The sequence below is a fragment of the Brevibacterium aurantiacum genome (assembly GCF_003932995.1).
Lineage (GTDB): Bacteria > Actinomycetota > Actinomycetes > Actinomycetales > Brevibacteriaceae > Brevibacterium > Brevibacterium aurantiacum.
The window spans coordinates 2,814,722-2,839,038 of the sequence record NZ_CP025333.1; the positions used below are offsets into that span (position 1 = coordinate 2,814,722).

The following is a 24,317-nucleotide window of genomic DNA, read 5'->3' on the forward strand; positions in this document are numbered from 1 at the left end:
GTTCCTATGACCTCAGGCCAGAAGCGACCGTACGCGCCTGACGACGAAGTCAATGTCTGTGACGCCCATGCCGATGACGCCGACAGCCGTGAGACGGGGCCTGCTCCGACGGGACTGAGCGCACGGATTGATACCGCGTTCGAACATTCCGCAGGCATCGACTCCATGCCGCTGGCCGATGCGCGGGAACGACAGGTGATCCTCCGAGCGATAGCTATCGCCTACTCTCTGACCCAATGCACCGGTCTCATCGCTGGCCTGCTGCTGGCTGCATCCGGCCTGTGGTGGGCAGCACTTGCATTGGCTCTGGCGGTGTTGATCCCGGACTTGATAGCGAGGCGCTGCGCCCGTAAGCGCGGTGTCGATCTCTACTGGCAATCTGGGGCCGCACGCAATGAGACTTCAGTGCGGGGTCTCATTCTCAGCACTCTGCTCATCATGGGGGTCGGTGGCCTCCTCACGTTCAATGCGACCTACGGCCACCCCTGCTGACCTGGTCGTGGCACGTCAATTTTCCTGCTTCTGCTGGTACCGCAGTCACAATGTTCGTCGGCGCGTTGTGCGGAGGAACGATCGGGTGGTTTCTCCGGCGCAGACGGTATCGGGCAAAGCTGGAGGCATCAGCTGAGCGAGCGGCTGACACAGAGGAGCACCAAACAACCGAGTATCGTTGACCCGTGACGAATACCGATCTCGAACGCGCGCAGACCCTGATCACCTCGATTCCCGACTACCCTCAGCCGGGGGTGAACTTTCGCGATATCTCACCACTCATCGCTGACGGTCCTGCACTGCGTGCCGTCACCGAGGCGCTCATCGCACCTTTCGAGGGACAGTTCGACATCGTCGGTGGCCTGGAAGCTCGCGGCTTCCTCTTCGCCGGAACGATCGCGGCGATGACCGGAGTCGGAATTCTGCCCATCCGCAAGGCCGGCAAACTCCCCCGCCCAGCCGCAGCCGTGTCCTATTCACTCGAATACGGCACCGCGACGATCGAGGGTCCTGATGTGCTCAAGGAAGGCGAGCGCGTCCTCCTCGTCGATGACATCCTGGCCACGGGCGGGACCCTGTCTGCTGCTCAGGCTCTCGTGAAGGAACTTGGCGCCGAGGTGGTCGGCTCAGCCGTGGTCCTCGAGCTCACAGCCCTCGGCGGTCGGTCTCTGACCGGAGAGGTGCACACCGTCTTCGCCGACTGATGGGCGGCAGCCGTCCGCGAAAGCCCCGTCGGAGCATCCACCGCACCTCCCAACATCGACACCGCCGTTCATGGACATGTGTCGTAGCTGTCTCGCAGCTGCGTCTGAGCCTTGATCGCCTCAGTGGTCATAAACTGGCTCGGCTCTTTCTCCTTTGCGCTGTCATGTGCATAGTCGCAGCTGCCGACACTGATATGGCCGCCGGTCAGTAGGTTCCCATCCGTCGACCTGGACGAACCGACGCTCCAGTTGAAAGACCAGGGAGCCGAAGTACCTGAGTCGGCCCGATCAATGATGTCCTCGAGACGACCCACAACGTCGGGCCCTGAATCAACGGTTACGGTTAGGTTCGTCAGGTGGTCGCCGTCAATCTCAATCCGTTGCATGACCTTTTCGAGGTCGGTGCCCACCGCCGATTCCAGTTTGTCCTGCGCCTGCACTGAATAGGGGAATGTCACTGACCACTGGGCATCGTTGCCTCGGTCCAGACGCAACTGAATCTCTTCGGAACCGAATTGGTCCCGGACCGCTGTGATCACGTCGAACGGACTCCCGGACGCACTATCGATTTCAAGGATGTCCTCGCTGTACCTGTCATCCCATGAATCGAACCAGGTCACCCCTCCCACGCCCAGAGCTGAGGTGAGCGCGCGGAGGCGGGATGGCAGATGTTTCAGAGACTCGACGGCAGTCTCTGTCCGAAGGGCGATGGTGAGTCCCGACTGTTTCACCGTCAGTCCACGGTCGAAGTTGTCGAACTCAGATCCGATTTCATCGTTGAGGGTGGACGCCACATGGATTGCCTTCTCGTCAGTTGCTCCGTCGGCCATGATGGCGACGTAGGTGAGTCTCTGTACTGAATTGTCTTTCCTGTAGTAGGTCGCAACCGTCTCCACTCCTGGCAACGCGGATAGCACGTCCCCGATTTCGTCTGCCCGCGAACTGAGATCTGGACTTGGATTGGGATCTGGACTTCTTTCACATCCAGACAGTCCGAAGATCATCACCATGACAGCAATCATGGCGAGGGTGACTCTGCGGACGGGAACCCTGGCTTCGAACATGTCTCCAACGTAGTGAAGGACTTCAGACAGGGAGTGCCAGCAGTGTTCCAGTCCCGTTACGCGCCGGTGGCGCGCGGCACCGAATTCCGCATGACATCGTGTCGATCACACCTGGGAATACTGTTCTTCCGTCGTGACGTTATAGCCTCGCACAGGTACCGTCACCACGGTGCCCGATTGCAGCACGACAGACCACCAATCCGTGACGAAAGGCGGCACCTTGACGGTTCCCACACTCACACTCAATGACGGCAAGACCATTCCCCAGCTGGGCTTCGGCGTCTTCAAGGTCGATCCCGAGGAGACCGAGCGCATCGTCACCGACGCCCTCGAGGTCGGCTACCGCCACATCGACACGGCCGCCGTCTACGGCAATGAAGAGGGCGTGGGCCGCGCCATTGCGAAGTCCGGAATTGCCCGCGATGAGCTCTTCGTGACCACCAAACTGTGGAACGACCGGCACGGTGCCGACGAGTCGAAGCGTGCCCTGGGCGAGAGCTTGGAGAAGCTGGGCCTCGACCACGTGGACCTCTACCTCATCCACTGGCCGACACCGGAGAACAACAATTCGGTCGAGACCTGGGAGGCCTTCCCCTCCTACCGCGATCAGGGTCTGACGACGTCGATCGGTGTCTCGAACTTCGATCACCGCTACCTGCCCCAGATCCTCGATACCGGAATCATCCCGGCCGTCGACCAGATCGAATGCCACCCGCAGTTCCAGCAGATCGAGACCCGTCCGCTGCTGACCGAGCACGACATCAAGGTCGAGGCTTGGGGACCGCTGGGACAGGGCAAGGTCGACTATGCCGACACCGTGATCGGCGAGATCGCTTCCGCCCACGGCAAGTCCTGGGCCCAGACCATCATTCGCTGGCACCTGCAGCGCGGGCATGTCGTCTTCCCGAAGTCGAACAACCGCGACCGCATGGCCCAGAACTTCGATGTCTTCGACTTCGAACTCACCACCGCCGAGGTGGCGGCCATCGATGGCCTGGAAAACGGCGGTCGCGTGTCCGGTGATCCCGCCGAGGTGAACTGAGGTTCTGACGTCAGCTGAGGTTTGTGATCTGAACCGAGGTTGAACGTCCAAAGGCCCGCTTGGAGCTTCATCGCTCCAGGCGGGCCTTTTCAGTGTCTTCCAGCAGTACTTTTTGCTATCTCCCATCTGGCCTTGGACGTCAGGTGAGCAGACGAACCGGCTCCCCCGCCATCCACGCGGCGATGTTCTCGACAGTCTGGGTGAAGAAGATCCGATACGTGTCTTCGGTGACATAACCCAGGTGCGGAGTCAGCACGGTCCGCGGAGTGCTGCGCAGAGCATGATCATGTGGCAACGGCTCAAGGTCATACACGTCGATCCCCGCGCCGCGAATGCGACCTGCAGCCAATGCGTCCTGCAGTGCTTCCATGTCGACGAGGCCCGCCCGAGAGGTGTTGATGAAGATGCTGTTCGGCTTCATCAGTGACAGTTCCTTCGCAGCGACAAGCAGGCGGCTGCGTTCGCTGAGCTTATAGTGCACGGTCACGACGTCAGAGGTTGAGAAGAGTTCCTCTTTGCTCACTGCGTGCGCCCCGACATCGGCTGCCCGCTCCTCGTCGAGGTTCTGACTCCAGGCCACGACGTCCATGCCGAAGGCGGCCCCGACCCGGGCGACCTGGGTGCCGAGTCTGCCGAGTCCGATGATCCCGAGTCGGTGCCCGAAGAGGTCACCGCCGACGGTGGACTGCCAGCCGCCGGAGTGCATCGCGGCGTCTTCGGTGGGGATGCTGCGCAACACCGAGAGAATGAGTCCCCAGGTCAGCTCCGGGGTCGCCGAGGTGGTGGATTCGGTCCCGCAGACCGTGATCCCCTGGGCTCGTGCCGCATCCAGATCGATTGATGCGTTGACTCGTCCCGTGGTCACGAGGAGTTTGAGATCGCGCAACTGGGCCAGTCGCTCGGCAGAGAAGAGGGTGCGTTCACGCATGGCAACGACAACCTCGGCGCCGTCCACCGTCTGCACCAGATCCTCGGTGTCGTGGATCGGGCGGGAGACGAATTCGACCTCGGCCCCAAGCTCCTGCCAGTTGGCAAAGTCTGCCGCCACATTCTGGTAGTCGTCGAGCACAACGATGTGCATGCCTGTCCTTCCTCTGATGTCGCGGGATTCTGGAAGCATCCCTGACTTTCATCAATCATCCCTGTCTTTCATCGTATAGCCGATAGGCTGGGCCGGTGAGCGCACCGATCATCCTCAGACAACGCAGCGGCCCCATCATCACGATCATCGTCTGGGCGTTTCTCGCACTGCTCCTGATCGACGCGATCGTGCGCGGCTCCTGGGACACCGTCGGAACGTTCCTCCCGCCGCTGGCTCTGGTGGGATGGCTCGTCTTCATCCTCCTGTGGAGACCAGCCGTCATCGTCGGATCCGAGCAGGTCGTGATCCGCGAGATCCTGCGCACAACCACTGTGCCCTTCGCCAACATCACAGACATCAGGCTGAGCACCATCGTCTCCATCATGGCGATCGCACCGAACGGGGCTGAACGCACCTACCGCCCGTGGAATGCGCCAGGGATGCCGCGCCGCAAAGTCGACTCGGGTCTCACCGGTGGCACACGTCCGGAGTCGGTCGACAACCACCCGTCCTTCGAACTGCTCCGACGCTGGGAGAATTTCGATGCCCGTGCGAAGACCGCGACCACGCCCACCGACCCCACCACAACGGTGTGGAACCTCGGCGTGGTGGGAGTCAGTCTCGTCCTCATACTGCTCGACATCTTCAGCAGGCTATAGAACCTCGGCAGCCTCGAGAACTTGGAAGGTCTCGAGAACCTGAATAGTGAGAGCTTCTGGAGGTTCACAGTGTATAAAAAGCCGGCCCCGCGAGAGAACGTGAGCCCACGGGACCGGCGATGAGGGGTGATCGAGACGATCACATTCGAATCAGACGAAGAGTCTCAGAATCACTTCTTGAAACCGATGCTCGTCCAATCGGGAGTTTCGAGCTGACGCGGCCCGAGATTCATGATGTCGTTCTTGACACCCCAGACATATGGGGTCGGGTAGAACGGGATCAGCGGCTTGAGTTTGAGCACTTCGGCATCGCCCTCGTTTGCCAGCTTCTTCGACTCGGCAGGATCAAGGGTCTTCGTCGCGGCCTTGAACTTCTCACCGATCGCGTCGCTGGAGATCTTCGAATGGTTCTGCTCGGATTCGGCCGGGTAGAACAGGTTCGAACCTGACGAGATCGGGAAAGCCGTTCCTTCCCAGGTGAACGTGGCCATGTCGAAGTTGCCGTTGAGCACGTGGTCAGCGAAATACGCGGCCACCGGGACGGTCTCGATTTTGATCTTGAAGCCGATCTCGTTGAGGTCCTTCATGATCTGCTCCGCACGCTGAGCGTTCGAGGCGGTATCGGCGGGAACAACGATGTTGAACTTCAGCTTCTCGCCGTCCTTGGCACGAATTCCGTCGTCGCCTGCTTTCCAACCAGCGTCGTCGAGAATCTTCTTCGCGGCTTCCGGATCGAAGTCCAGGCTTCCCTCCGTGTTGTCCTGGTAACCGTCCTGGCCCGGCATGAAGGTGACATTGTTGACCAGGGTCACTGGTGCTTCGACGGGGCCTATGGCTGCCTGGGCGATGGCCTCACGGTTGATGGCGTGGCCGACGGCGTCGCGGACTTCCTGCTCCTTGAGGGCGCCCTTCTCCGCATTCATCGTCACGTGAGTCCACTGCATGCCTTGTGATTTGTAGATCTCACCGTCTTCACGTTTCCCAGCCGTCTCATATGAGTCGCCGTCGGTGCCGATGTCGACGAGGTCGATCTCCTTGTTTGCATAGGCTTGGGCCTGCTGTGCCTGCGAGACGACCTTGAAGATGACCTTGTCCAACTTGGGTTCCTGACCCCACCACTTGTCGTTCTTCACCATGGTGATGACACCGGACTTGTTGTCGACCTTCTCAGCCTTGAATGGTCCGTTCGACGGCAGCACCTTCTTCGCATAGTCCTTGTTGAAGGTGTCCGGATCTTCCGTGATTTCGTTAGGCACAGAGGCGCCGATGTAGTTGGGCCAGTCGATGTTCGGGGTCTTGAAGGTCACCTTGACGTTGTGCTTGTCGTCGCCGGCCTCGATGCTCTCGATGTCCTCATACCCCTTGGTCGAGGCAACTTCATATTCATCGTGTTTGCCGTCTCTGGTCTGCCAGAATGCTTTGTAGTCCTCGACGTCGATCGGCGTACCGTCTTCCCAGACAGCGTCCTTATTGAGTTTGACATCGATGACGAGCGGATCTTCGCTGGCGATCTCCACGCTCTCCGCGTAGTTCTTGTCGACTTCCCAGCTGCCATCGTCCTTGATTTTGACTGGCCCACCTAGTGACGTGCCGTAGATATTGTTGTTGTCCACGTGCGCGCCGTCGGCGTGGTAGTAGTTGAGGCTGGCCGGGATCTCGGTCATCGGATAGGTGAGCGTTCCGCCATCGGCGATCTCATCGTAGCCGGCTTTCTGGTAGTCAACGGACGGCAGGCCTGAGATCTCCTCGTTCGCCTTGTCGCTGTCGACTCCTTTGGAGTCCTTGTTGTCCTGTTGGCAACCGGAGAGGGCCAGCCCCAATGCCGCAGTCGCAGCGACAACCACTGTCGCTTTGTTTCTCATCTTCATGAGTTCCTCTTTCCTGTTCTCTGTGTGGTGATCGATGGATGAGTACTGTGTCGGGTTCGTTCAGTCCGAGTGGTCGAGCTCGTGGATCCGTTCAGCGAAGTGACAGGCCACCAGGTTCGCCTCCGCCCGCCGAGGCTGGGGATCCTCGTGTGTGCATCTGTCCTGCTCGCTCTCGGGCAGCAGCGAGAAGAGCGGGCACCGAGTGCGGAAATTGCACCCGGAGATCTCGTCTGTCGGGCTCGGAAGGTCGCCGGACAGGAGCACTCGCTCACGAGATCGTTCGACTACCGGATCGGGCACCGGAATCGCCGACATCAACGCTCGAGTGTAGGGATGCTGCGGATTGTCGTAGAGATCTTCGGAGGCGCCGAATTCGACGATCCGGCCCAGGTACATCACCGCAACGTGATCGGCGATCTGCCTCACGACTGCCAGGTCATGGGCGACGAAGAGGTAGGACAGCCCGAGTGAGTCGCGCAGGTCCTCGAGCAGGTTGATGACACCGGCCTGTACGGACACGTCGAGGGCCGAAACCGGTTCGTCGAGGACGAGCAGCTTCGGGTTGGTCACGAGCGCCCGGGCGATGCCGATGCGCTGGCGTTGCCCGCCTGAGAACTCGTGCGGATACCGATCGGCCATGTTCGCGTCGAGGCCCACCAGTTCGAGCATCTCGGCGACGGTGTCAGTGCGCTGTTTGGCCGGGACCTTGTGGACTGTCAGCGGTTCCGCGATCACCTCGCCGACCGGCAACCGCGGGTCGATCGCGGCCATCGGATCCTGGAACACGACCTGGACGTCCTTGCGCATGGCCAAACGATCGCGCTTGGACAGCTCGGACACGTCGACTCCATTGATGACGATCTTGCCCTTCTGGGGCGCCACCATCTCGAGAACCTCACCAATGCTCGTCGACTTGCCGCAGCCCGACTCTCCGACCAGGCCGAGAGTCTGTCCCTCCCTGATCTCCAGGTCGATGCCGTCGACGGCGCGGACGGTGCCGATCTGCCGTTTGAAAACGGCTCCTTTGAGCAGCGGGAAGTGCTTCTGCAGCCCGGTGATCTCGAGGACCCGTTCGGCTTCGTCGTTCTTCACTCGCTTCTCAACAGGTTCTGGCCGCGGGAAGATGGTGCCGGCGGACAGCTTCCCCGAGGCGATCTCATCGGCCCGGTGGCATGCAGCGGCGACGCCGGGCGTGCCATGAGCGATGAGCTCAGGCTCGACTTCACGGCATTTGTCGAGGGCGATCGGGCAGCGCGGAGCGAAGGGACACCCCGGGACCATGTTCGACAGCGATGGCGGTTTGCCCTCCAACGGAACGAGTCGCTGGGTTCCGGCTGTCGCCAGGTTCGGCACCGAGCGCAGCAGCCCGGTCGTGTAGGGCATCTGCGGTCGGGCGAAGACCTGTTCGACCGGCCCGGTCTCCACCAGGCGACCGGCATACATCACCGCGATGCGGTCCGCGTTGCCCGCAACCACACCGAGGTCGTGCGTGATGAGCACAATCGCAGCGCCTGTGATCTCACGCGCCTTCTGCAGGACCTCGAGGATCTGGGCTTGGATCGTGACATCGAGCGCGGTGGTCGGCTCATCGGCGATGATGAGGTCCGGATCGTTGGCAATGGCGATGGCGATCATGGCTCGCTGACGCATGCCACCGGAGAACTCGTGGGGGTATGCCCTGACCCGACGTTCGGGCCCCGGTATGCCGACGACTCGCAGCAGCTCGATCGCTCTGCTGTGTGCAGCATCCTTCGACAGCGTTGGATCGTGGAGGAGCAGACCTTCTGAGATCTGCTCGCCGATCGAGTAGACCGGGGTGAGCGCCGATAGCGGGTCTTGGAACACCATGGCGATCTCGGAACCGCGCAACTCCGACATCGCGTGATCGTCCATGTCCAGCAGGGAGCGTCCGCGGTACTTGATCGAGCCGCCGATGCGGGCTGTGGAGGGAAGCAATCCCATCACGGCCATGGACGAGACTGACTTGCCGGAACCCGATTCGCCGACGATGCCCAGGAACTCACCGGGCATCACCTCGTAGCTGACGCCGCGAACGGCCTTCACATCGCCCTGAGGATTCGGGAACGTGACGCTCAGGTCCCGGACTTCGAGGATCGGAGCCTGCGCAGGTGGATTGGATTGATCGGTGATGAGAGTCTCAGTCACGGTTGACTCCTGAGGTGGGATCGATGGCGTCACGGAGCGCATCGGCCATCAGGCTGATGGCGAACAGCATGAGGACGAGGACGCCTGCGGGAAAGACGAAGAGCCACGGACGGGTCACAGCCGCCCCGGAGCCCTCAGCCAGGAGTGTGCCGATGGAGACATCGGGCTTCTGGATTCCGAGGTTGAAGTAGCTCAGCGAAGTTTCGGTCAGGATCGCTGAGACCACGCCCAAAGTGGCATCGACGATGAGGATCGACGCGACGTTCGGGATGATGTGCCGGCTCAGTATCCGTGGAGTGGAGACGCCCATGTACCGCGCCGCCTTGACGAAGTCACGGTCCTTGATCGCCTTCGTCTGGTTTCTCACAACTTGGGCCATGATCATCCACCCGAACAGGGCGAGGAACACGACGATCGCCATCCACGACAGCTGGCGCAGCATCGGGGCCAGAAGCACGAGGATGAAGAACGCAGGCAGGACGAGGAGCAGGTTGATGAACCACACGATGACGACCTCGATGCGGCCGCCGAAGTATCCCGCTGTCGAACCGATGATCGCGGCTAGGAGGCTCGCTGCGGGCCCGGCGATGATGCCGATGAGCAGAGATTTCTGCAGTCCCGCCACGGTTTGGGCGTAGATATCCTGGCCGATGGTGTTCGTGCCGAACCAGTGCTGCGGGCTCGGTGCCTCGTTGAGTGCGTGGATGTCCTGGTCAGTCGGCGTATAGATGTTGATCGTGTTGCCGAATATTGCGAACAGGACGAAGAACCCCAGCATGATGCCGCCGACCCAGAAGCGCGGGGTCGAGCGCAGTCGGCGCCAGACCAAGGTCAGACGGGAGGTCGGCTTCGAACGACGAGGCACAACCTCGGTGTCGGCAGTCGTGGAGATCGGAAGATCGGTGGCCATGTCAGATCCTCACTCTCGGGTCGAGGGCAGCGTAGAGGATCTCCGAGAGGGTCGAAGAGATCAGAGTCAGCACTGCGATGAACAGGACGGACCCGGCAGCAGCATTGATATCGGACTGCAGGATCGAGTTGATGGTGAACTCCCCCATGCCGTGCCAGGAGAACACCACCTCGAGCATCGCCGATCCTGCGACCAACGTGCCGAAGGCGTAGGCGAAGTAGGTCGACATCGGGATGAGGGCAACGCGAACACCGTGCTTGACCAAGGCGGTCTTGCGGGTGCGCCCTTTCGATCTCGCGGTGCGGATGAAATCAGAGGCCAGCACATCGAGCATGACCGAGCGCTGATAACGCGAGTAGGTGGCAGCACCCATCATCACCAATGCCAATGTCGGCAACAGCATATGTGAGAGCTGATCGGTGAACCACGGAAAGAAGCCCGGCGGTATGTCCGCCGTGTATTCACCTGAAAAGCGAATCAGGGTTGTGCCGATGAGACCGTTGAAGGCGGTGGCGATGATCATTAGCACCACGCCAATCACAAATGTCGGAGTGGCGATGATCAGATAGGACGCATAAGTCACTGTCTGGTCAGAGGCCTTGTATTGCTTAACCGCGCCCCACACGCCGAGGACGACGCCCAGGATGGCTCCGAGGATGGAACCGATGAGCAGAAGTTTGAGGCTGACCCCTGCCCGGGTCATGATCTCTTGGAAGACCGGATTGTTGTGGACCGTCGTAGAGAAGTCCCCGTGGAGGAAGATCCCCGTCAGCCAGGCCCACGTACGCTCGATGATCGGAACATCCGGATTGGTCCCGTGTCCGTTGAGGATCGACTTGATCGAGGCTTCTGACAGCGGCGGATTCTGGCCCCGATACCGCGCGGCCGGATCCATGAACGCACTGGAGGTGATGTAGGCGGTGACCGTGGCGATGAACGCCAGGATGAAATAGTTGACGAATCGCCGGAGAACGTATTTTCCCATGCCGAGACCTAAATCGCTGCGACTCGAGAACTTTCGTGATTATTCTCTGACTGATGCATCGGTCCGGGGATGAGGGAATAGATCTCTTTGCGAATCTCGAGGGGTGTGCGAGTCATCTGCGGTCAAAGTTCCTTTGCGTCAAGTGTCGTCAGCTCAGCTACTCTGCGCGGTTCATCCGTGAACCATCACAAACAACTGAACGTAAGTTGTACTGTATCCAGATGTGATCCCCCACACAAAGCACCTTGCACAATTTCTTTCTCTCCATCCGAGGGTGCCGCAGATTCTCGGGCGACACGCCGTGATTACAGTTGGGTAACAAGGGGTGGTCTTCTGCCTCTTCGGGCACAGAAGAGCCGAGGTGGTGCGGACATTGGTCCGCACCACCTCGGCGATGGATCGATCCCCGCTATCCGGGACTCGACTGTTCGATGATCAGATCATCGGGTGTCCCCTGCTCAGAAGCAGACGGCACCGGTGGAGGCCGACTGCACGAGCTTCGCGTACTTTCCGAGCACACCGGTGAGGCGGTGGTTCTCGGGAATCGTCCAGGTCTTGCGACGCTCTTCGAGCACCGACTCGTCAACATGCAGGTCGATGGACCGTGCCGCGATGTCGACGGTGATCTTGTCGCCGTCCTCGACGAGTGCGATCGGTCCGCCGTCGACGGCCTCGGGCGCCACGTGACCGATGCACAGTCCCGTCGATCCGCCGGAGAAGCGTCCGTCGGTGATGAGCAGGACGTCCTTGCCGATTCCCGCGCCCTTGATCGCACCGGTGATGGCGAGCATCTCGCGCATACCGGGTCCGCCCTTGGGTCCTTCGTAGCGGATGACGACGACATCGCCCTTCTTCAGCTCACCGTTGAGGACGGCATCCATGGCCGGCTTCTCCTGGTTGAACACGCGAGCGGTGCCTTCGAAGACGTCGGCATCGAAGCCGGCGGACTTCACGACTGCACCTTCGGGAGCCAACGAGCCCTTGAGCACGGTGAGGCCGCCGGTGGCGTGAATCGGGTTGTTGAGCGCGCGCAGGATCTTGCCGTCGGGGTCCGGCGGGTTGATCGTCTCGAGGTTCTCCGCCACGGTCTTTCCCGTCACGGTCATGCAGTCGCCGTTGAGCATTCCGTTGTCGAGCAGAGCCTTCATGATCACCGGCACGCCGCCGATCTTGAACACATCGTTCATCACGTACTGGCCGAAGGGTTTGACGTTGCCCAGGTGCGGGACCTTGTCGCCGATGCGGTTGAAGTCATCGAGGGCGAGTTCGACTCCGGCCTCGTGGGCGATGGCCAGGAGGTGGAGAACCGCGTTGGTCGATCCGCCGAAGGCCATGACCACGGCGATCGCGTTGTGCAGCGATTCGCGGGTGATGATGTCCTTCGTCGTGATTCCCTGACGCAGCAGGTTGACGACAGCATCACCGGATTTGCGCGCGAACATCGTGCGGTCGCGGTGGATGGCAGGAGGTGCGGCCGAGCCTGGCAGGGACATGCCCATGGCCTCGGCGGCCGAGGCCATCGTATTCGCGGTGTACATGCCACCACAGGCGCCTTCACCCGGGCAGACGGCGCGCTCGATGGAGTCGACGTCTTTTTGGCTGATGGTTCCGGCACGGCAGGCGCCGACTGCTTCGAAGGCGTCGATGAGGGTGACTTCCTTCTCGGTGCCGTCCTCCATCTTCGCGGTACCCGGCATGATCGAGCCGTTGTAGAGGAATACGCTGGAGAGGCCGAGGCGGGCGGATGCCATGAGCATGCCCGGGATCGACTTGTCACAGCCGGCCATGAGGACGGACCCGTCGAGTCGCTCGGCGCTCATCACGGTCTCGACGGAGTCGGTGATGACCTCGCGTGAGACCAGCGAGTAGTGCATGCCCTCGTGGCCCATGGAGATGCCGTCGGAGACGGAGATGGTGCCGAACTCCAGGGGGAAGCCGCCTGCCTCATGGACGCCTTCTTTGGCGGCCCCGCCGAGACGCTGCAGAGACATGTTGCACGGGGTGATCTCGTTCCACGAGGTCGCGATGGCGATCTGCGGCTTGACCCAGTCGTCATCGCCCATGCCGACTGCCCTCAGCATGCCGCGTGCGGCAGTGGCTTCGAGACCGTCGGTGACGTCGCGAGAACGAGGTTTGATGTCCGGGGTGGTGGAGTTCGTATCAATGCTCATGCAGGCACTCTACGCCCGAGTCCATCATGTATATGCCGAGTTCTCGCATGTTGGAACTTGTTTTGGGCGGTCGATCGAGAACCGGTCGGCAGTTCCTCGAGAACGTGCCGACAGTTCCTCGAGAACCGCTGCGATCACTCCGTCGAGACGAGGTTGAGCGGCTGCTCGCCGTCGTTGAGTCGGCGCACCTGCTCGGCCAGGATCTGCACCACGCGAGGCTCGAACGCCGAGGTGTCGCCGCCTTCATGAGGTGTGATGAGAGTGTTCGGGGTCCCCCACAGCGGATGGTTCTCCGGCAACGGCTCGGGATCCATGACGTCAAGCGCGGCGTGGAGACGGCCGGTGCTCAGCTCGGCCACGAGGGCATCGGTGTCGACGACCTTGCCTCGAGCGACGTTGACGACGAGAGCGTTGTCGGGCAACCGGGACAGGAAGTCCTTGTTCACGAGTTGGTTGGTCGACTCGGTCAGAGGCGTGATGAGGACGACGACCTCGGTGTGGGGCAACAGTGTCGGCAGCTCATCGACACTGTGGATCTTCCCGCGATCGTCTTCACGAGCGGTCGTCGCCACCCGCGTGAGGTCGACCTCGAAGGGAGCAAACCGATCGGCGATCGCCGAACCGATCTCGCCGGCGCCGATGATCATGACGCGGCGATCCTGCAGGGAGCGGTTGCGCTTGTGGTTCCAGATCCTCGCGCTCTGCGCACGAACGGCATCATCGATGCCGCGCAGGCTCGCTAGGGTCAGTGTCAGGGCGAGTTCGGCCGTTCCGCCTGTGTGCACGCCCGAGGCCGTCGCCACCTTGATGCCGCGCTCCGGCAGGTGAGCGACAGGGTCGTACCCGGTGGTCTGCGTGATGACCAGGCCCAGGTTCGGCAGCTCGTCGAGCAGTTCGATGGTCGGTCCCGAATCGAGGTACGGGAGCACGACGACATCGACGTCATCTCGGCTCAGCTTCGCCGACTTCTCGGCGTCCGAGTAGACGACCAGGTCGACGTTGGCACGCTGGTGCGCCGGAATCCGGGCGATGACGCGGTTGCGGAGTTCAGAATCTGGGAAGGCAATGGTCTTGATCGACATGGTCACATTGTCCCACGAACAGGCTCACTCGGGCAGGGGTGTTCAGACTGTCCTATTCGGGCAGGGCCTGTCCGATGCGCGCGAATACTCGTTCGATGACTTCGAGTTCCTCATCGTCGACATGGCTGAGGAAGACTTCGTCGATGTTCTCCCGGTGCTGACGTCCCGCGTTGAGGAAAGCTTGGGCACCGGCCTCGGTGAGCCCGACGTTGTGCGCTCGTTTGTCCTCTGCGCATTCCGTCTTCGTCACCAGGCCCGCGTCCTCAAGCACCTTGATCCGGTAATTGAGGCGTGAGGGCGAGAACACCAGCTTCTTGGCCAGCACGCTCATCGTCAGCAGGTGGGTCGGCTCCTCCCACAGGAGCAGCAGCGTGTTGTAGTCGCTGACGGTCAGCCCGGCACGGTCCTTGAGGTTGCCCTCAAGGTTCTGCCGGATGCGCTGTGAGGTCTCGAAGTACAGGCGCCACGATCTCTGCGCCAGAGCGTCGCGGTCCCGACCGAGTTTGACCTCGACCATCGTCATCCCTCGAGAAGTTGAGCGAAGGGCGTGATGAGCTCGGGATTGAACTCATCATCGATGCTCGGGTTCCGCTGCGCGCCACGCCGACCGAACTCGCCGGTCGTCGTGGTCGCAGTGGCGGCGCCGGCGGTCTCACCGGCAGCGCCTGCGTCCGAACCGGTGCCGACACCGTGCAGGCTCGCTGCCAATCCGATCAGCTCCTCGCTGGCCTGAGCGATTCGGGCGTTGAGGCTGCGCCCGCCTTCGATGCTGCCCCAGTCATCGGTGGCGGCGAAGATCGTCGTCGGTACGACGATGCCCTTGAGGTAGGACAGCATCGGACGCAGCACGGTCTCCCCCGCCAGCGAGTGCCGAGGCGTCCCACCGGTCGAGCCGATGAGCACGGGCTTGTTCGCCAGCGCCTTTTCGTCGATGAGCTGCCAGAACAAGGTGTGCAGGCCCACCGGAGCGACCTTGTACACGGGCGCCACGGTGACGATCACGTCTGCCGCGGCGACCTGCGCGAAGGCCGCCTCGAGGTTGTCCGAACGGAATCCGGTCAGGGCCATATCGGTGAGGTCCGAGCTCAGGTTCCGCACGTTGATGTGCTCGGTCTCCGCGCTCAGGTCCGCAGCATCGGCCGCCGAGGTGGCCGCTGCGATGATCTTGTTCGAGAGTTTCAGTGTGGTTGAGTCCTCGCTCAGCGAGGTTGTGATGCTGAGAATTCGCATCAGCGATCAGCTCCTTGGTTCTCGTTCTGCTCCGCAGCCCTGGCCTGACGGTCGGCGTAGGCACGTGATCCGGGGCCACCACCGGGGATGGGATCGCGGCCCTCACGGTGACGGATGACGAGTGATTCGTGTGTCGGTGCGTCGGGGACATCGGCCGGACGGTCCTTGGCGAATTCCTTCCGCAGAACCGGAACGACTTCCTCGCCGAGGAGGTCGAGCTGTTCCAGCACTGTCTTCTGGGGCAGTCCGGCGTGGTCGATGAGGAACAGCTGACGCTGATAGTCGCCGGCCCATTCGCGGAAGCTCAGGGTGCGTTCGATGACCTGCTGGGGCGATCCGACCGTCAGCGGGGTCTGCGTCGAGAAGTCCTCGAGGCTGGGGCCGTGGCCGTAGACCGGTGCGTTGTCGAAGTACGGACGGAATTCCTTGACGGCGTCCTGCGAGTTCTTGCGCATGAACACCTGACCGCCGAGTCCGACGATCGCCTGGTGCGCGGCTCCGTGGCCGTAGTACTCGTAGCGCTGGCGGTAGAGCTGAACCATGCGAGCGGTGTGCGACACAGGCCAGAAGATGTTGTTGTGGAAGTATCCGTCACCGTAGTAGGCCGCCTGTTCGGCGATTTCGGGGCTGCGGATCGATCCGTGCCACACGAAGGGCGGGACATCGTCCAGTGGTGTCGGTGTGACGGTGAACCCGTTGAGAGGCGTACGGAACTTGCCCTCCCAGTCGAGGTTATTCTCGCGCCACAGGCGGTAGAGCAGGTTGTAGTTCTCGACTGCCAGCGGGATGCCCGAACGGATGTCCTTGCCGAACCAGGGGTAGACGGGACCGGTGTTGCCGCGTCCCATGACGAGGCTGATGCGCCCGTCGGAGAGGTGCTGAGCATAGGCATAGTCCTCAGCGATACGCACCGGGTCGGTCGTCGTGATCAGCGTGGTGGCCGTCGACAGATGCAGCTTCTCCGTCTGGGCTGCGATGTTCGCGAGCAGGACCGGCGGGTTCGCGGGTGCCACGAACGGCGGGTTGTGGTGCTGTCCGGTGGCGAAGACATCGAGGCCGACCTCTTCGGCCTTCTTGGCGATCTCGACCGTATCCTTGATCCGCTGATTCTCAGACACCGTGGTCCCCGTGGTGGGATCGCTGGTGACGTCTCCGATGGTGAAGATTCCGAGTTCCATGTCTGCTCCTTCTGCTCGCTCTTCGCGAACCCTCCTTGAACTGAATAACTTCAGTTTTGAAGTAACTAGTTGAAAGTTTAACAGACTTCGGTCGAGAAGTATTCCCGAGCTCTGTCACACAACGATCTGAGCTGCGTCACACAGCAAAAGCCGGGCCCTCCGAGCCGAATCCTTTGCGGATGTCGGCTGGGAGGGCCCGGCGAAGACAGTGTTGCTGGGTGAAGCTGGCGAGCGAGCTTCTCGCTCAGATCCAGATAGCGGGATCGATCAGTTCGAAGTCGGCGTAGGGAGAACGTGAGTCACCCACATCGGATCCGGCCGCCTCGGGGTCGGTGCGATTCTTGTAGGGCCTGACCTTGGCCGGGATCCCCACCGCACTCGAATCGGCGGCGACGTCTTTGACGACGACCGCATTGGCACCCACCGAGGAGTTGTCGCCGACGACCACAGGGCCGAGGATCTTCGCACCGGCACCGACGAGGACGTGGTTGCCGATGGTCGGGTGGCGCTTCGTCTGCTCCATCGATGTGCCGCCGAGGGTGACCTGATGGTAGAGCATCACATCATCGCCGATCTCCGAGGTCTCGCCGATGACGACACCGTTGGCGTGGTCGATGAAGAAGCGTCGACCGATCTGCGCGCCAGGATGGATCTCAACTCCGGTCAGCGTCCTCACCGCCTGGGACATCAGCCTGGCCGGCACCTTGGTGGAGTCGTTCTGCCACAGTCGGTGCAGGCCGCGGTGGGCCCAGATCGCGTGCATGCCCGGGTACGAGACCATCGAGACGAAATCATTGGTGGCTGCAGGGTCACGCCTGCGCACGGTATCGAGGTCCTCGCGCAGTGTCGCGCGCACCCCAGGTCGACTCAGCCCATAGGCTACCGCGCCGATCGCCGCCGCTGCCACGGTCCACAGTGCCTTCATCTCAACAGTCCTTCTTGCTTGTGATCGTCAATCCTCAATGCCGCGAGGGCGCCAAACATGTGTTTGACACCCTCGCCGCGAAACCGGCATCTGCCTGCGGCGATGCTCAGTCGAAACTTACTCTGCTCAGTCCATGTACTCGGCGAACAGCGGCGTGGTCAGGTAGCGCTCACCGAAGTCGGGCAGGATGACGACGATGCGCTTGCCTGCGTTCTCCGGGCGAGCACCCAGCTCTTCGGCTGCCAGGAGTGCGGCACCGGAGGAGATTCCGACGAGCAGTCCCTCTTCCTTGGCGACGTCGCGGGCACGGGAGAAGGCATCATCGTTTTCGATGGTGACGACTTCGTCGTAGATCTTGGTATCGAGTACGCCGGGGACGAAGTTGGCGCCCAGGCCCTGGATCATGTGGGGGCCGGCAGCTCCGCCGGAGAGCAGCGGTGAGGCGGCAGGCTCAACGGCAACGATCTTGACGTCGGGGTTGGCCTCACGCAGGGCGGCTCCGGCACCGGTGATGGTTCCGCCGGTTCCGATGCCCGAGACGAAGATGTCGACCTTGCCGTCGGTGTCGGCGAGGATCTCGGGGCCGGTGGTCTTGCGGTGGATGTCAGCGTTGGCCTGGTTTTCGAACTGGCGGACCAGCACTGCACCGTCGGCGGCGATCTCTTCGGCCTTCTCGACAGCGCCCTTCATACCCTGGGCCTTGTCGGTGAGGACGAGCTCGGCGCCGAATGCGCGCAGAAGTGCACGGCGTTCCTTCGACATGGACTCCGGCATGGTCAGCTGGACCTTGTATCCGCGTGAGGTGCCGACCATCGCCAACGCGATTCCGGTGTTGCCGGAGGTGGCTTCAACGATCGTTCCGCCCGGCTTGAGCTCGCCCGAAGCTTCGGCGGCATCGATCATTGCGACACCGATGCGGTCCTTGACCGAGTTCGCAGGGTTGTAGGATTCGAGCTTCGCAACGATCTCCGAGCCGGAGCGTTCGCTGGCCTTGTTCACACGAATCAGCGGGGTGCGGCCGACCAGTTCGGAAACATTTTTGAAGATGGTCAAGACATGTCCTTTCACGCGTATTTGTTCGCCCGGTACTGAGGGCTGTGACGAAGACGTCACACAACCACCAGCCAAAGGCTTCAGCTGCTGATTTCGTCTCGTGGACCGAGACGGTTCGACACCATCATAACCACCCGCCGTCTGCGGTTGTTCCCCAGACGGTTGCTCAACAATCCATGTTCGCTTCTGGCGAAATATGTTGTCATTGCGCGTCATATGCACTTAACTGCCCATCTCACGTCACGGCACCAGCCGCTGTCGGCGATCGAACCGCTGAACAATCAGGCACGCATGTGCCAATTCAGCTACCCTCGACACCACCTCAACAACCTCATCTGAGAGCCAGTGAGCAGGCACAAATCTGAGACGCCGAGGCGGTCATGGGACAGTTGATCGGTCTGCGAGATACCGACAGGCAGGTCGCAAGGCTGCACACCTGGATGCGCCTGTCTCCCCGCGACAAGCTGCTGTGGAGAAAGCCGATACGATTGTCCTCATGGCTATTCATCCCATCGTCATCTACGGCGAGCCCGTGCTGCATCAGCGTGCAGAGAAGATCACCGACTTCGACGAGGAGCTCGCAACTCTGATCGCCGATATGCACGAGACTCTCGATGCCAGCAACGGGGTCGGTTTGGCCGCTCCGCAGATCGGCGTAGGCAAACGCATCTTCGTCTTCAACGCCGAGGACGAAGAAGCGGGAGTTCGTCGACGCGGGACGTTCATCAACCCGCTGCTCATCGCCTCGAAGGTGCCCGACACCCGCCCCGATCCTGATGAGGAGACGGAAGGCTGCCTCTCCGTTCCCAGCTTGGACTTTCCGCTCAAGCGCGCGGACCGTGTCACGGTCAATGGTCTCGATGAGACCGGGCAGTCGGTGTCACTGACCGCTGAAGGCTGGTTCGCCCGCATCATGCAGCACGAATACGACCACCTGCAGGGCACGCTCTACGTCGATCGTCTCGACAAGCGCTGGTCGAAGAAGTGGAAGAAAGAGCAGTCCGCCAATGGTTACAACGTGCCCGGACAGTCCTGGACACCGGGCATCGACCCCGATCCCTTCGGCCACTGAGCCGACACTGATTCAGTCATACTGACGCTTCTCGGATCACTCCAAGCGGCGGTCGTCCTTCGGGTCGTCCTTCGCGGCACGCGGCGACGAAGGCGTGGGTTCGAGCGCGTCGACCGATTCCTGGGCCGCTGCCAGACGTGAGTCGAAATCATCGAAGTCATCCGCGGTCTGCTCGAGCTCGGCGACCAGCCCCGAGATGATCGAGGACTGCGACTCGGCGTCGATCCGCAGTTCCCTGAACTGCCAGTCAGCGGAGTCATCGGCGGCCGTCCGGGACAGCACGTCGAGGACGCGGTCGCCGAGTTCACGTGAACGTTCGGAGTTATGAAGCAGCATGAGCTGCTCGTCGAGAGCGATGAGATGCTCATAGTACTCATGCATCGACAGCACACGGTTGGCCATCGAGGTGAAGGCCACAGCGAGTTTCGACAGGTACGTCTCCACCGACTTCGCGGTCCCCGCGTCCCGAATGCTCTCGATCTCCTCACGCAGCCGCACCAGTTCGGCCAGCCGCACACCGATCGAGGCGACAGCATGGTCAAGGTCGACACGTGAGACGTGGTCGCGCAGGATCGGGTGGGTCCAGGCGCGGGTCCGGACGATCTTGCGCGCAATGGTCACCGCGAGGTGGAAGAGTCGCTGTTCGTCGGTGTCGCGGCCTTCCTTGCGGCCAGGCTGGAATCCCAGCGAGGCGGGCGTGATCCACTGTGCCTGTCCCACCTGCTGACGGTTCTTCCGGCTCAGCCGTTTAGGGTCTCGGAGGTACTTCGGGGCGGTGACTGCGGCGAACACACCGGTACCGACAGCGGTCGTTCCTCCGAGCACCCCGAACATCAGCGCAGCATCGGCGAAGCCGGACAGCAGTGCCAGACTCCCCGGTGCGGCGAAGCCCGCAGTCACGGCGGCTCCGGCGCCGGTTCCGCCCTTGAACAGCATGCTGGAGCGGAAGAAGTTCCGACGCATTCCACCGGTGAGCATGATCGCACTCGGAGCACCGGCGGTATAGCGATACCCGCGAGCGTTCCAGGCCTGCATGATGTCCTGATTGACGCTCTCGGGCACGAGGACGCGATAGATCGGGATCGACTTCCCGCATTCGCTCTTCCACAACGACTTCCACGACTGGGACACCGCATTCACCTCCACGTACGGATGGCACCCTCACGCCGACTGCCGGATGTGTGTCCGGCCGAGTCGGCGTCTGGTCCGGCAGAATGCGAACAGCCACACCCTCCGGACTTCTTTGGTATCCGAGTCTAGAGGGTGTGGCTGGATCAATCCTGAGTTCTGTTCAGACGTCTGATTCTGTTCAGACGCTTGTGAACTCAGCCGTTGATCTTGGCAAGGATCAGGTCCTTGGCCTTTCCGGCGTCGGCCTGACCACGGGTGGCCTTCATGATCGGTCCCATCAGGGCACCGATGGCCTGCATCTTTCCGCCCTTGATCTTCTCGACCACGTCTGGGTTCGCGGCGATTGCCTCGTCGACGGCGGCCTCGAGTGCTCCGGTGTCTTCGACGATTTCGAGATTACGAGCGCTCATCACCTCGGCGGGTTCGCCTTCGCCGTCGGCCACGGCGGTGAGGACGTCCTTCGCGAGTTTGTCATTGAGCTTGCCGTCATTGATGAGCCCGATCAGAGCCGCGACCTGGGCCGGTGTGACGAGCTCGGCGGTGGGCTGGTCCTTCTGGTTGGCCAACCTGGCCACCTCACCGGTCCACCATTTGCGTGCCGCGGCAGGCTTCGCGCCGGCATTCACAGTCTCCTCGATTGCTTCGAGCAGACCGGCGTTGACGATGTCTCGCATCTCCAGATCGGAGAAGCCCCACACGCCTGCCAGACGGCGGCGCTTCTGGGCCGGCAGCTCGGGCAGGGTCGCCCGCAGCTCTTCGACCCACTCGCGGCTGGGCACGAGTGGAACGAGGTCCGGCTCCGGGAAGTACCGGTAGTCGTCGGCATCGGACTTCGGGCGTCCCGAGGAGGTCTCTCCCGTTCCCTCATGGAAATGACGGGTCTCCTGAACGATTGTCTCTCCAGCTTCGAGACGGGTCGCCTGGCGAGCGATCTCGTAGCGGACGGCGCGTTCGATCGAGCGGAAGGAGTTGACGTTCTTCGTCTCTGTGCGGGTACCCAGCGGAGCATCGGGGCTCTCGCGCAGGGAGACGTTGACGTCGGCACGGACGTTGCCCTGTTCCATGCGTGCCTCCGAGACATCGAGGGCACGGAAGATGTCACGCAGGGTCCGCACATAGGTGGAGGCCACCTCGGCGGCCCGCTCCCCTGTCCCGGTGATCGGGTGGGTCACGATCTCGACGAGGGGCACCCCTGCCCTGTTATAGTCGACCAGGGAATGGTCGGCTCCGTGGATACGGCCGGTGGCGCCTCCGATGTGGGTGTTCTTGCCGGCGTCCTCTTCCATGTGAGCACGTTCGACGGGGATGGTGAACATCGTGCCGTCTTCGAGTTCGACCTCGACCGAGCCTTCAGCGGCGATGGGTTCATCTGACTGGCTGGTCTGGAAGTCCTTGGGTACGTCCGGGTAGAAGTAGTTCTTCCGGGCGAAGCGGCAGGTCTCTGCGATTTCGCAGCCCAGTGCCAGGCCGATCTTGATCGCGTACTCCACGCCCTTCTCGTTGACGACGGGAAGGGAGCCGGGCAGACCCAGGGAGGTGGGGGTGATGTTGGTGTTCGGTCCCCCACCGAAGGTGTTGGGTGCGGCGTCGAACATCTTCGTCGCGGTGCCCAGTTCGACGTGGACCTCGATGCCGATGACCGGATCGTATTTCTTGATCGCGTCTTCGTATTTCACTTGGTGGTCAGTCCTTCCGCGAGAGTATCGAGCACACGAGACCCGGAGGCATCCAAGGCGGCTTCGAGCGGGCCGGCCACCTCGTACATCTTCACGTCCTCACGTGCCGGGGCGAGGATCTGGAATCCGACGGGCAGACCATCGGACAGTCCTGCCGGCAGGGACAGGCCGGGGATTCCGGCGAGGTTGGCCGGGATCGTCGCCACGTCGCCCAGGTAGAGGGCCATCGGATCGGATGCCGCCTCGGCACCGAACTTCAGGGCCGTCGTCGGAGCCGTCGGCGAGACGAGCACGTCGCAGGATTCGAAGGCCTTGGCGAAGTCGTTCTGCACCAGGGTGCGGATCTTCTGGGCCGAACCGTAGTAGGCGTCGTAGTAGCCAGCGGAGAGGGCGTAGGTGCCGAGGATGATGCGGCGCTTGACCTCGGCGCCGAATCCTGCGGCGCGGGTCGCTGACATGACCGTCTCTGCGGTGACCGGACCGGATTCGGGCTCGACGCGCAGTCCGTAGCGCATGCCGTCGTAGCGTGCCAGGTTCGATGACACCTCGGAGGGCATGAGGAGGTAGTAGGCGTCGAGGGCGTACGAGATCGACGGGCAGTCGACCTCGACGATCTCGGCACCGGCCGCTGCGGCAACGTCAAGAGCAGCGGAGAAGGCATCGCGGACGCCGTCCTGGTAGCCCTCGCCGCGCAGCTGCTTGATGACGCCGAGCTTCTTGCCCTTGAGGTCCGAGGTCTGTGCCGCGGAGACGAAGCCTGCCACCGGGTCGGGCAGCGAGGTCGAGTCGAGCGGGTCATGACCGGCGAGCAGTTCGTGCAGAGCCGCGGCGTCGGCGACATTGCGGCCCATGGGACCGACTTGGTCGAGGCTTGAGGCCATGGCGATGATGCCGAAGCGCGAGATCGAACCGTAGGTCGGTTTGACGCCGACGGTGCCGGTGAACGCGGCGGGCTGTCGCACCGATCCGCCGGTGTCGGTGCCCACCGAGAGCGGAGCCTGGAAGCCGGCTAGTGCCGCTGCCGCGCCGCCGGAGGATCCGCCGGGCACGTGCTCGAGGTTCCAGGGGTTGCGGGTGGTGCCGAAGGCCGAATGCTCGGTCGTCGACCCCATGGCGAACTCGTCGAGGTTGGTCTTGCCCAAAACGGGAAGTCCGGCGGCCTTGACCTTGTTGTGCACGGTTGATTCGTAGGGCGGGACCCAGTTCTCGAGCATCTTCGACGCGGCGGTTGTGGCCACGCCTTCGGTGACGATGAGGTCCTTGAGCGCGACTGGCACCCCGGCCAGGGCGTGGACGTCCTCGCTGGCGCTGCGCTTGGCATCGACAGCCTTGGCGGTCTCAAGTGCGAGATCGTCGGTGACGGTGATGAATGAACCGAAGTCTGCTTCGGTGGCGTGGATGCGGTCCAGGTGAGCCTGGGTCACCTCGACGGAGGAGAACTCGCCGGCTTTCAGTCCTGCGGCGAGTTCGAGGGCGCTCTTGGTGGTGAGTTCGTTCATCATTCCTCCCCGAGGATCTGTGGGACGAGGAATTTGTCATCGGCGGATGCTGGTGCCGAGGCCAGAGCCTGCTCGCTGGTCAGGGTCTCGCCCACGACATCGGGGCGCAGCACGTTCGACAGTGCGATCGGGTGGCTGGTCGCCGGCACATCGTCGCCGGCCACTTCGTTGACCCTGGCGACATTGCTCAAAATTGTGCTCAGGTCACCGGCGAGCGACTTCAGCTCGTCTTCGCCCATGGCGATCCGAGACAGCGAGGCCAAATGCTCGACTTGTTCGGGGGTGATTGCGGAGGACTCCGTCATTCCCTGCCTTTCATCGGTCTGTTT

At 62.2% G+C, this 24,317-nt stretch carries 22 protein-coding genes; 5 read left to right on the forward strand and 17 right to left on the reverse strand.

Features of this window, described 5'->3' with window-relative positions:
- Positions 1-6: 6 nt before the first annotated feature.
- Complete coding sequence (locus tag CXR25_RS12955; protein WP_114384745.1) at positions 7-492, forward strand: hypothetical protein; 486 nt, start codon at positions 7-9, stop codon at positions 490-492.
- Positions 493-677: 185 nt separating this feature from the next.
- Positions 678-1,196 (forward strand): adenine phosphoribosyltransferase, encoded by a 519-nt coding sequence (locus CXR25_RS12960; protein ID WP_069600493.1) that lies wholly within the window; start codon positions 678-680, stop codon positions 1,194-1,196.
- Positions 1,197-1,264: 68 nt separating this feature from the next.
- Here CXR25_RS12960 and CXR25_RS12965 read toward each other — a convergent pair whose 3' ends face one another.
- A complete protein-coding gene (locus CXR25_RS12965) occupies positions 1,265-2,260 on the reverse strand; it encodes a hypothetical protein (protein WP_069600494.1) in 996 nt (331 codons plus the stop codon).
- Positions 2,261-2,480: 220 nt separating this feature from the next.
- Between CXR25_RS12965 and CXR25_RS12970 the strand changes: the two genes are divergently transcribed.
- Complete coding sequence (locus tag CXR25_RS12970; protein WP_009882640.1) at positions 2,481-3,302, forward strand: aldo/keto reductase; 822 nt, start codon at positions 2,481-2,483, stop codon at positions 3,300-3,302.
- Between the two features lie 139 nt (positions 3,303-3,441).
- Here CXR25_RS12970 and CXR25_RS12975 read toward each other — a convergent pair whose 3' ends face one another.
- Positions 3,442-4,383: a D-2-hydroxyacid dehydrogenase family protein gene (locus CXR25_RS12975; protein ID WP_009882641.1), complete on the reverse strand. Its 942-nt coding sequence runs from the start codon at positions 4,381-4,383 to the stop codon at positions 3,442-3,444.
- A 95-nt stretch (positions 4,384-4,478) separates the two neighbouring features.
- On the opposite strand from CXR25_RS12975, the gene CXR25_RS12980 reads away from it, so the two are divergent.
- On the forward strand, positions 4,479-5,042 hold the full coding sequence (locus tag CXR25_RS12980) for a hypothetical protein (RefSeq protein WP_009882642.1): 564 nt from the start codon (positions 4,479-4,481) through the stop codon (positions 5,040-5,042).
- Between the two features lie 170 nt (positions 5,043-5,212).
- On the opposite strand, the gene CXR25_RS12985 is transcribed toward CXR25_RS12980, so the two are convergent.
- From CXR25_RS12985 to cysK, 11 genes are all read right to left on the reverse strand, one after another.
- On the reverse strand, positions 5,213-6,910 hold the full coding sequence (locus tag CXR25_RS12985) for an ABC transporter family substrate-binding protein (RefSeq protein WP_096157300.1): 1,698 nt from the start codon (positions 6,908-6,910) through the stop codon (positions 5,213-5,215).
- Positions 6,911-6,970: 60 nt separating this feature from the next.
- Positions 6,971-9,076 (reverse strand): ABC transporter ATP-binding protein, encoded by a 2,106-nt coding sequence (locus CXR25_RS12990; protein ID WP_069600496.1) that lies wholly within the window; start codon positions 9,074-9,076, stop codon positions 6,971-6,973.
- Positions 9,069-9,986: an ABC transporter permease gene (locus tag CXR25_RS12995; protein WP_009882646.1), complete on the reverse strand. Its 918-nt coding sequence runs from the start codon at positions 9,984-9,986 to the stop codon at positions 9,069-9,071. Before CXR25_RS12995 ends, CXR25_RS12990 begins: the two co-directional genes overlap by 8 nt.
- Before the next feature lies 1 nt (position 9,987).
- Complete coding sequence (locus CXR25_RS13000; RefSeq protein WP_009882647.1) at positions 9,988-10,971, reverse strand: ABC transporter permease; 984 nt, start codon at positions 10,969-10,971, stop codon at positions 9,988-9,990.
- A gap of 458 nt (positions 10,972-11,429) precedes the next feature.
- Positions 11,430-13,142 (reverse strand): dihydroxy-acid dehydratase, encoded by a 1,713-nt coding sequence (gene ilvD, locus CXR25_RS13005; protein ID WP_096161717.1) that lies wholly within the window; start codon positions 13,140-13,142, stop codon positions 11,430-11,432.
- 134 nt (positions 13,143-13,276) lie between these two features.
- Positions 13,277-14,224 (reverse strand): 2-hydroxyacid dehydrogenase, encoded by a 948-nt coding sequence (locus tag CXR25_RS13010; protein WP_069600498.1) that lies wholly within the window; start codon positions 14,222-14,224, stop codon positions 13,277-13,279.
- 52 nt (positions 14,225-14,276) lie between these two features.
- On the reverse strand, positions 14,277-14,741 hold the full coding sequence (locus CXR25_RS13015; RefSeq protein ID WP_096157302.1) for a MarR family winged helix-turn-helix transcriptional regulator: 465 nt from the start codon (positions 14,739-14,741) through the stop codon (positions 14,277-14,279).
- A 2-nt stretch (positions 14,742-14,743) separates the two neighbouring features.
- Positions 14,744-15,454 carry an NAD(P)H-dependent oxidoreductase gene (locus tag CXR25_RS13020; RefSeq protein WP_009882655.1) on the reverse strand — a complete coding sequence of 237 codons (711 nt, stop codon included), beginning with the start codon at positions 15,452-15,454 and terminating at the stop codon, positions 14,744-14,746.
- Entirely contained in the window at positions 15,454-16,632 is a 1,179-nt protein-coding gene (locus CXR25_RS13025) for an LLM class flavin-dependent oxidoreductase (RefSeq protein ID WP_101584146.1), read from the reverse strand. Before CXR25_RS13025 ends, CXR25_RS13020 begins: the two co-directional genes overlap by 1 nt.
- A 244-nt stretch (positions 16,633-16,876) precedes the next feature.
- Positions 16,877-17,557: a serine O-acetyltransferase EpsC gene (gene epsC, locus CXR25_RS13030; RefSeq protein WP_096157304.1), complete on the reverse strand. Its 681-nt coding sequence runs from the start codon at positions 17,555-17,557 to the stop codon at positions 16,877-16,879.
- 126 nt (positions 17,558-17,683) lie between these two features.
- The gene (gene cysK, locus CXR25_RS13035) at positions 17,684-18,610 is read right to left on the reverse strand and encodes a cysteine synthase A (protein WP_069600501.1); all 927 of its coding nucleotides are present in this window, start codon (positions 18,608-18,610) and stop codon (positions 17,684-17,686) included.
- Positions 18,611-19,106: 496 nt separating this feature from the next.
- On the opposite strand from cysK, the gene def reads away from it, so the two are divergent.
- Complete coding sequence (gene def, locus CXR25_RS13040) at positions 19,107-19,682, forward strand: peptide deformylase (RefSeq protein WP_069601391.1); 576 nt, start codon at positions 19,107-19,109, stop codon at positions 19,680-19,682.
- 36 nt (positions 19,683-19,718) lie between these two features.
- Here def and CXR25_RS13045 read toward each other — a convergent pair whose 3' ends face one another.
- From CXR25_RS13045 to gatC, 4 genes are all read right to left on the reverse strand, one after another.
- Positions 19,719-20,813: a hypothetical protein gene (locus tag CXR25_RS13045; protein WP_069600502.1), complete on the reverse strand. Its 1,095-nt coding sequence runs from the start codon at positions 20,811-20,813 to the stop codon at positions 19,719-19,721.
- Between the two features lie 194 nt (positions 20,814-21,007).
- Entirely contained in the window at positions 21,008-22,489 is a 1,482-nt protein-coding gene (gene gatB / locus CXR25_RS13050) for an Asp-tRNA(Asn)/Glu-tRNA(Gln) amidotransferase subunit GatB (RefSeq protein ID WP_069600503.1), read from the reverse strand.
- On the reverse strand, positions 22,486-23,988 hold the full coding sequence (gene gatA / locus CXR25_RS13055; RefSeq protein ID WP_096157306.1) for an Asp-tRNA(Asn)/Glu-tRNA(Gln) amidotransferase subunit GatA: 1,503 nt from the start codon (positions 23,986-23,988) through the stop codon (positions 22,486-22,488). Before gatA ends, gatB begins: the two co-directional genes overlap by 4 nt.
- Positions 23,988-24,293 (reverse strand): Asp-tRNA(Asn)/Glu-tRNA(Gln) amidotransferase subunit GatC, encoded by a 306-nt coding sequence (gatC, locus tag CXR25_RS13060; protein WP_009882665.1) that lies wholly within the window; start codon positions 24,291-24,293, stop codon positions 23,988-23,990. The genes gatA and gatC overlap by 1 nt, the downstream gene beginning before the upstream one ends.
- Positions 24,294-24,317 lie beyond the last annotated feature (24 nt).